At 34.6% G+C, this 7759-nt stretch carries 7 protein-coding genes, 1 tRNA gene and 1 pseudogene; all 9 read right to left on the bottom strand.

What is annotated here, in order from left to right:
- Window positions 1–122, bottom strand: a pseudogene (locus P618_RS09070) (IS701 family transposase); the annotation flags it as partial.
- A gap of 993 nt (window positions 123–1115) precedes the next feature.
- The gene (locus tag P618_RS01210) at window positions 1116–1847 is read right to left on the bottom strand and encodes a polysaccharide deacetylase family protein (protein WP_021828006.1); all 732 of its coding nucleotides are present in this window, start codon (window positions 1845–1847) and stop codon (window positions 1116–1118) included.
- Between the two features lie 52 nt (window positions 1848–1899).
- A tRNA-Val gene (locus P618_RS01205) sits at window positions 1900–1971 on the bottom strand.
- 268 nt (window positions 1972–2239) lie between these two features.
- The gene (locus P618_RS05900; protein WP_021828005.1) at window positions 2240–2527 is read right to left on the bottom strand and encodes a hypothetical protein; all 288 of its coding nucleotides are present in this window, start codon (window positions 2525–2527) and stop codon (window positions 2240–2242) included.
- Window positions 2528–2918: 391 nt separating this feature from the next.
- A complete protein-coding gene (gene ruvA, locus P618_RS01195; protein ID WP_021828004.1) occupies window positions 2919–3488 on the bottom strand; it encodes a Holliday junction branch migration protein RuvA in 570 nt (189 codons plus the stop codon).
- Window positions 3485–4111, bottom strand: coding sequence for a dTMP kinase (gene tmk, locus P618_RS05895; RefSeq protein WP_021828003.1), 627 nt, complete (start codon window positions 4109–4111; stop codon window positions 3485–3487). Before tmk ends, ruvA begins: the two co-directional genes overlap by 4 nt.
- 106 nt (window positions 4112–4217) lie before the next feature.
- A complete protein-coding gene (locus tag P618_RS01185) occupies window positions 4218–5342 on the bottom strand; it encodes a D-alanyl-D-alanine carboxypeptidase family protein (RefSeq protein ID WP_021828002.1) in 1125 nt (374 codons plus the stop codon).
- 7 nt (window positions 5343–5349) lie between these two features.
- Window positions 5350–6399, bottom strand: coding sequence for a septal ring lytic transglycosylase RlpA family protein (locus P618_RS05890; protein ID WP_052564137.1), 1050 nt, complete (start codon window positions 6397–6399; stop codon window positions 5350–5352).
- Complete coding sequence (locus P618_RS01175; protein ID WP_024161028.1) at window positions 6389–7105, bottom strand: YebC/PmpR family DNA-binding transcriptional regulator; 717 nt, start codon at window positions 7103–7105, stop codon at window positions 6389–6391. Before P618_RS01175 ends, P618_RS05890 begins: the two co-directional genes overlap by 11 nt.
- Window positions 7106–7759: the final 654 nt, after the last annotated feature.

Raw genomic sequence — 7759 nt, 5'->3', positions numbered from 1 at the left:
TGACGAGTCATTTGATCATGGCTAATTTCGCCTTGAAACATATTGGCTAAACCAGTCGATGTTGCATAGTGATTTTGACTTATCAAATAGTCGCTATAAATATCAAGAAGATCCAGTTTCATTTTTTGTCCTTAAAAACTTACGGACGAAAAATATGATTATTTCAAGCAGAAATCAACTATTGCTGCGTAACATCAGTTATTAATTGTGTCAACAAAATTCTTCATGGGTAGGCCCTGCTGCCCTATTCACGAAAGGTTAAGTGAAAGGTGAAAAAAAATATACTATAGTAATCACGCTCTTGAATTAAACGTTCAACGTATGTTTTTTTGTATGTAAACATTCAAGACGATGACTGATTATTGTCGTCACAAGTATTATTCTCTAAAATTTAAGATTATCGCAGAAGTTGTAAACATAAATGTTGGCTTTTTAAAAAGAAAAATAAAACTTTTTTATAGAATAAACGATGATTTATGCAGTAGGAGTATAGATAAAATAAATTGATATTTAAAAAAATTTTCTTATTTTTGGAAAAAATACTAATAACCAAGCTAAATGGGCGTTCCAACAAAAAATAGAAGTGCAGGGGGTGTTTTTTGCGCTATAGAAAATTAAGTTGGCGTTTAAGCAAAAACGTACTGTTTCTAGAAAAAAATTCTAAGATCATACAGAAGAAATGTCTCACTTCGATCGTTGAATGTCAGATTTTACTTCTATTTGCAAATCTCAATTTAATCTAATATACGAAGAAAATAAGCAAAGTATCTTCACTTCCCTGAATGTCGGGCGCTGTCCTTAATTTTGGTCTTATCCTCCCTTCAAAATCCCCTTGAGAACCAATTTCTCATACAACTTAAGGCAAGAAGCACGACACAAACTGCTTCAATGAAAAAACAAAACGTTTCTTCGTTATGTTCATCGATTATTCTTACTTTATCTAAAAATACGCATCCCACAAACCTGGATCAAGACATCTCATCAACATAAAACAAAACACAATCATTAAAAAAACTTTGTAAATTAAAGAATAATCTTTTGATTTTCATCATCATTACCCCCCCACACGGCATTCCATCATAATCACAAAAAGATACTGAAGTAACTAAAAAAAATTATTGAGAATGCATATAATTTGAGACATTTTTAGGATCCATAAAACTATAACCATTTTTCTTTAAAATTTTTATTATCATCGGAACAGACATCACCGTGTTTGAATGAATATCGTGCAATAAAACAATACCTCGACGATTTTTATTCTCTAATCCTTTTAAAATCCTTTCTTGAAGAATCAAGGTGCTGGGTCTTTTATTATTCTTATCTTTTTTCCAATCTTTTGGATCCACATTCCAAAACATAATCTGCATCCCCAAAAAACGTACCGATTTTTTTAATTGTCCATCACAACTTCCACCTGGAGGCCGAAAATAAGAAACCTTTTCCTGAAATTCTTTAATACAATCGTTTGTTTTACTTAAAGAAATTTTTTGCTCTTTACCCGTAAGTCTCGTCATTGTCACATGTCGGTACCCATGATTTGCGATCATATGTCCTTCATCAGAAATACGTTTGAGAATCTTTCTTCCATACTCAGTGTTAGCTTTTTCTCCAACAACAAAAAATATAGCTTTTACTCCCTCTTCTTTCAAAACTTTAAGAAGATTTTCGGTAAATTTCGATGGACCATCGTCAAATGTTAGTAACACTGTACTATCTGGAAAATTTTTACAATCTTCACAAAAAGAATCTTGAATAAAAAGAAAAAAAAGTATACAAAGAGAAATAAAAATTTTAATTTGATTATTTTTTGAAAAATTAATAAATTTTACACTTTGAGTCAACATTACACCCTTGCGGTCTGATTTAATAAAACGAAAATACTGATTCTAAAAACAGTAGGCGATGACGGATTTGAACCGCCGACTCTCTCGGTGTAAACGAGACACTCTACCACTGAGTTAATCGCCCAATCTAAAAAGTATTCTACTTCTTTAATGTTCAAAAGTAAACCCCCAAAAACATTTCTACGCTCATATTTTGATCAAAAAATTACAAAAAATTCCTTTCACTTTTATTACTACAGCTTCATCTGTAGTATTTTAAAACTATTGTTTATTTTTTTTTTATTGTTGCTGATCTTTTTAAATGCAAGTTTTCACAAAGAAAAATACCCTATATACATTCAGTGTTTAGTCCCAACAACATGTGGTTTGGATTATGATTAAAATTTGACGTGTTACGTTTTGTTTTTTGGCCTCAGATGTCGTGCGGGCAATTCATAGGTAAATTGCGCCCCCTTGTCTGTGAGAATTTTCGTTATTTTAAAAGGACAATGGGCGATCAGATTTTTCAAAAATGCACTTGACTCGTTAACCGACGCCTTTGAATGGAGATCGACATAAACGTACTTTGTGGACCGATCAATGGCCACAAAAAGGTCGCATTTTTCTTGATCTTTGCGGACCTTCTGTACTGTCAATACGAACAAATCCAAAGGGATAAATTTCTTTTTTTCAGGAGCCAACTCTTCTTTTTTGGGTAAATATTTAGTCTTTTGAAGTATCGATGCAGATTAGAGCGCATAAGATTGGGAATCTTCTCTTTCAAAGCACTATAAACATCATCAAGCGGAAGCTAGAAACGCGTCTGAATTCACACACAATCTTTTGCTTTTGTTGCAGATAAAACGCTTTGGCTGTTCAGGTCCAGAGCGTTTATCTTGAACACAACCGGATTTTTTACTTCAAAACTGAAGGCCCAAACGCTTTGCTATTTTTTGCAGCGCTCTGTACAGAGTTTTGTATTTCTTTTCGGACTCGAAGCGTCGTCTTGGCATTGTTATGCAGTATACTTCCCATACATTAGCTTCCTCTAGTTCCTTATAGGTTATACCATAAGAATGTAGAACTAAACACTTAAGAGGTTAAGCGCTTCAACGCTTGACGCACATAATTTTCTGCATCTAATGAATGATTTTGCTCTTTTGCTATGTGATGAAGTAAAGGTAGCGCAATTCGCGTTTCATAGCCTAAAGCGCACAAGGCCTGTAGCGCCGTATTCAAAGAATCTTGACCAAACACTGTTTCTTCTTTCATGCTCGTTTGCTGAAGTTCTTGCACAATACGACTAGCCAATTTTGCACCAATCCCTGGAATTAATTTAAATCGCACCAAATCTTTTTTTTGAATGGCAATATATAGCTGACTAATCTCATCAAAAGAAGCCAAAATACTCAAAGCCACTTTAGGTCCTAATCCAGGAACTTTTTGAAGTTGTAAAAAAGCAGTTTGATCTTTTTCAGATTCAAAACCGTACAGCTCGCTACCGTGCTCCTTTACTACGGTTTCAATCCAAAGACTAACGGTCTCTCCCCAACGCTCAAGCTGACGGCAATTTACGTGAACAACATACCCTATTCCTTGAGTTTCTACTATAATTATCGAAGCGTTTCGCCTGATAATTCGCCCACTAAGATACCCTATCACACGCCCCCTCTATCCAAAACGTAATTTTGGAAAGATTTCCAAATTTTTTCTTCTGTTTCTTTTAAAGAGCAAGGGGGGATACGTACAATATTTCCCAAATTGAAATTTTTATACGCCGTTTCTACAGAGCAATGCGTTGAAAAATTGTGTTGATCTAAATGATTTTTTTTAGTAATCTCACGATTTTGACATCGCGCATAACTTTCAGTTGGAACAGATTCTAACACAAAAGTTAGTCCCGGTATAACATAAGCATCCAGCTGTTCGTGAAGTAATTTAATAAAATCGTAACTTAAGCCCCCTACTAATCCCTGATAAACAAAAGTGGAGTGAATAAAACGATCGCACAATACCCAAAATCCTTGCTCCAACGCCGGAGCAATCACGTGCTTCCAATGATACTGTCGCGCTGCAACAAACAAGGAACATAACGTTTTTAGTGAAAAATCAGGGGTGCGCATCAATAAAGTTCTTAAATTTTCTCCAAAATCAGTTCCCCCAGGCTCCCTTGTTAAACAAACTGGCCCCCATTCCTGTTTTAAACGCTGATATAATTTTTGAATCTGAACACTTTTTCCAACCCCATTTCCTCCTTCAAACGTAACAAATCTTTTAACATCCATTTTCTCTCTCCGTTTCAATATTTTTAAAGATATTCAACTTTCATTTTAAATATTTTTTCATTAAAAAAATAATATTTTGTGTAAAGGAACATAACTTATATCTTTTTCATATCCCTATTTTATACAAAATTTTCTTCCACCAATGTTCCAAGATCACGTCTTGATCACTGTATAGTCCAAAAATTTGTTGTGGTTTTTCTGGAATAAAAATCTGTAGCTCCCCTAATAACGTTCCTTTACGTACCGGAGCACGTACACCGTTATAGTGTATAATTTTTATTTTGACGTCTTTCAGCTGATGTTTTGGCACACAAACTGCAATAGGTTTTGGAGTATAGAGACCTATTTTTTTATTCAAACCAAGTACAGGAATTTCTTTGACAACAGAATTCATTTTAAAAAGCTTAACCGTTCTAAAACGATGAAATGCCCAATTTAATAACGCACTTGCTTGATGAAAACGCTCTTGCTCTGTCTTCATACCATTTAATACCACAATGAATCTTTGCCCATCTCGTTGAGCAGAAGCAACTATCCCATACCCACCCGCTTCTGTTTTTCCGGTTTTCATTCCGTCTGCCATTCCCTTTCGAACAAGAAGATTTTTTGTCCATTGACGAATTTTATTAAACGTAAATTCTTTTAATTTAAAATAAGAATAATATTCTGGAAAATCTTGAAAAATTTTATGAGCAATACAGGCCAAGTCTTTACAGGTCGTTTTATGATTAGGGTGAGGAAGCCCTGAAGCATTCATAAAACACGTTTTTTTTGCTCCCAATGCGCGAGCCACCTGATTCATGTGTTCAGCAAAATGAGACTCATCCCCTGAAAAAGCTTCTGCAAAAGCCGTACTCGCATCATTTCCAGAACACACAATGATCCCTAAAAGGAGATCTTTGAGCAACACATTCTGATTGGGAATTAACATCATTCGAGACCCTTCTTTTTTTGCTGCGTTTAAAGAAACAAAAATAGAACTATCCCAATGAAAATGCCCTTTACGGACAGAATTAAATAAAATGTATAACGTCAGCAATTTTGTCATAGAAGATGGTACAATCAATGCATCAGAATTTTTATCTAACACAATTTCTCCGGAATCAGCGCTCATAACTAAGCCAAAAGGCGCGCTCGTGTGAAAAAGTACCGCAGAATTTTTAGCCCAAACACTGTGTGAACATTCAAAAAATAGTACGAGCCCCCAACAAATAATAGAAAAAAATTGCATATACGTATTAATTCCCCCCCCCTTTCAATGCTGACAATACGGCAGCAGACATATGATGTTTTACGAAAAACTTTAACACTTTTTGCGCTTGAGAATGACTTAAAAAAGGCCCCAAAAACGTTGAAAATGGCTTAGAATGTGAGTTTGATAATTTTTTTAGTGTACAATTTCCCCAATGAAACGTACTATTTTGAACTTTAACCCAGGTTGCTTGATCAAATGATAGATTAACAACAGAAACGTAAAATTTTTCCAGCATTTTAGGATGAGTTACATTTTGTGCTAAAATTTTTGATTTTTTTGTGCACACCGGTTTTTGAAGCCTCACATCGAAAGCCTTTTTTGTATACAAAGGTACAGGACGCTCAAGAAAATTTCTATGATGATTTTGACATATTTGGTTCACTACAGGCAATAAATCAGACAAATTTGTACATTTTAAAGAAACTTTTTTAGATAATTGCGCCAAAATTCTGCTTTCTTTTTCCAATGTTTGAATGCACACTCGTGCTGTTCCTGCCTGAAAAAATCCCAAAATTTTAGCCGCTTGAACAGAAACATCAATAATTCTTCCCTCGATAAAGGGCCCCCTATCTGTCACAGCTACTAAAGCTCGACGATTATTTTGAAGATTGTGCACCTGCACAACACAGGGCAAAGGAAGCGTTTTATGCGCTGCAGTCATTTTGTGCATATTATAAATTCCCCCCATTGCATCAGGACCATTATGCTCACGATCATTTATACCATAATAAGATGCAATTCCTTCCTCTTTCAATTGATAATGATTTTGCGGATAATACCACACTCCCTTAATCATGTAAGGAGCTTTACACGTACTTTTTGATGATTTTTTCTTTTCTTGAAAGGAATCGCATCCTACCAAAAAGACACTAGAAGCAGCGATAATACCCCACTTTATTTTTTCCCTCGTCCATAATAATTTTTCTATCAACCACAAAACCCATTTTTGAAACTCACTAATTTCATCTAAATTTGTAAGAACAAATTTTAATTTTTGAACACATCTAACTAATTTTTCAAGATCAGATAACATTGTCCCAAACGCGTTGTACGTCATCGTGTTGAGTTAACGCAGAATGCAATTGATCTAATTTATCGTAAGATTCTGCATCAGGCAATTCCACCCAATGATGCGGCCACCAAGCAGCCTGAACTTCTTTTGCCAGTCCAAATTTCTTTTCTAATTGATCTGCAACTTGATGCAAACGTTCCAAAGCACAAAAAAGTACGCAACTTTCTTCTGCTTCCTCCACATCTTGAATTCCAGAATCTAACGCAAAGAGTATGAAATCCTCTTTATGAAATTTTGTCACCTCGTATAAAATCATCCCTTTGCGCTCAAACATAAATCCTACCGTATTAGAATCGGTCATACGACCGCCGTGTTTGTAAAAAATTGTACGAATATCACACGCACTACGATTCCGATTATCCGTAATAATATCCACAATCAAAGCGCTATTTGCAGGTCCCAGCCCTTCGTAACGTAAAATTTCGTAAGGACGATCTTCTTGACTATTTCCCTTTAAAATTTTAGCAATATTTGCGTTAGGAACATTCGCTTGCTTGGCTTTTGCAACAGCAGAGCGTAAAGCAGGATTGGAAGAAAGATCCCTACCGCCCCCTTCTTGAATGGCTACGCTGATTTCTCGAAGAAATTTTCCAAACATTTTTGAACGCTTTGCATCTTGTGCGCTTTTTCGATGCATAATGTTTTTAAATTGTGAATGTCCTGCCATATGAATCTGTGCACGCGTCTATATCTAAATTTCTTTGATATCCTAACTCAAATTCCTATCTTTGCCAACTAGCATTGCATTCAAAATATTGTCAGTTGTCCATGAAAAAAATTGCACATACAAAAGCTGCTCACTCTTTCAATATTTCAAAAAATGTACACATCGCTTCATAATCTATGTACTAAATTTATAATAAGTTTAGGTTTGCGAATAAAAGTCAATAATACTCATAGACGGAAGAGGGATGTTCTTGACTATATGATATTTTAAAATTTTCTTCTAAAAATCACATGTCTTCGTACAAACTTCAACTTAATTTACCTTGTACGTATCCTTTTTCATGTATCGAAATTTTGCTATCCAATTAAGACTAAAAAATAAACCATTTGAAATTAAGTATAAATTTACAAATTTAAAAACAGAAGTAAACCTTTAAATATAAAGTGATAAAATTTCAAAAATCTTGGACATCACCTAATCACAAGATTCATTTTTGTAGAAAATTTTTACGCAAACGTCTATTTCAATTCATTACTGATGTTACGCAGCAATAGTTGATTTCTGCTTGAAATAATCATATTTTTCGTCCATAAGTTTTTAAGGACAAAAAATGAAACTGGATCTTCTTGATATGTATAGCGACTATTTGATAAG

It is taken from the genome of Holospora obtusa F1 (assembly GCF_000469665.2).
In the GTDB taxonomy this organism is placed as follows: Bacteria; Pseudomonadota; Alphaproteobacteria; order Holosporales; family Holosporaceae; genus Holospora; species Holospora obtusa.
Note: the sequence above shows the minus strand (reverse complement) of the source record. Positions and strands in the feature narration are given on the sequence as shown.